1 protein-coding gene is annotated in these 952 nt (G+C 59.5%); it reads right to left on the bottom strand.

Features of this window, described 5'->3' with window-relative positions; genetic code table 11:
- Nucleotides 1-11: 11 nt before the first annotated feature.
- Nucleotides 12-952, bottom strand: a 941-nt coding sequence (locus tag C1A35_RS35595; protein ID WP_104668911.1) for an IS30 family transposase, incomplete at its 5' end; no start/stop codon positions are given.

Below are 952 nucleotides of genomic sequence, written 5' to 3'. Positions count from 1 at the left end.
AGGGTAGGGGTTCAACCTCCCTCTTGCAAATGTGCCCGGAACACTTCGGCCGGCGTCCTGTAGTCGAGGCACTTTCGCGGCTGGTCGTTGAGATGGCGAGCAAGCTGGATGAGGTTGCGTTGCGACACGCCTGCAAGGTCGGTATCACCTGGCATGAACCGGCGGATGCGCTTGTTGGTGTTTTCCACGGCCCCTTTCTGCCACGGTGCACTGGGGTCACAAAACCAGCTCCGCGCGCCGATGCCATCTTCCAAAGCCCTGAAGCCGGCAAACTCCGTGCCGCGATCAAAGGTGAAGCTCTGCCGGGCAAAGGCTGGCAAGGGAGAGAACGTTTCGATGATCTTGTCCATGATCGGCCGTGAGTGCCGGCTGTGGTTCTTGATCATGACGGTGTAGCGGCTCTTGCGTTCAACCAAGGACGTGACGTTGGCGTTGCCCAGGTCACGTTGGAAGATCAACAAATCGCCCTCCCAGTGCCCGAACTGCGAACGATCACCAATGAAATCAGGGCGTTGCGATATCCTGCAGTCAGCCGGAAAAGTGCCGTCGCGCGGTTTCCTTGAGCCGCGAGGACGGCGTTGGCGGCGGCCTTCCACCAGATGCTGATAGAGCTCCAGCGCCTGGTCTTCCTTGCCGTAGATGAAGCGATAGATCGTCTCGGTACAGACCCGCGCGGCGCTCACGCCATCGGCAAGCAGACGACCGGCGATCTGTTGCGGGGACCAAAGCGCCTTCAGCTGCTCGATCACCAGTTCGCGCAATTGCGGGTGCCGCACTAGCTTCCTCAAACGCTGCCGCCGCTCTTTGCGGATATCGTCAGCAACGGTCGGGAAATAACCGCTATAGTCGGACAGCTCGCGATCGTGGAAGGTGTTGCGCCGGATCTCACGATAGATCGTCGATCGATGACGACCAAGTTCGCGCGCCATTTCTTTGATCGGCAGTTTGCGTT

This window comes from Ensifer adhaerens (assembly GCF_002940685.1).
Lineage (GTDB): Bacteria > Pseudomonadota > Alphaproteobacteria > Rhizobiales > Rhizobiaceae > Ensifer > Ensifer adhaerens_E.
This window is presented reverse-complemented; position numbering and strand designations above follow the sequence as displayed.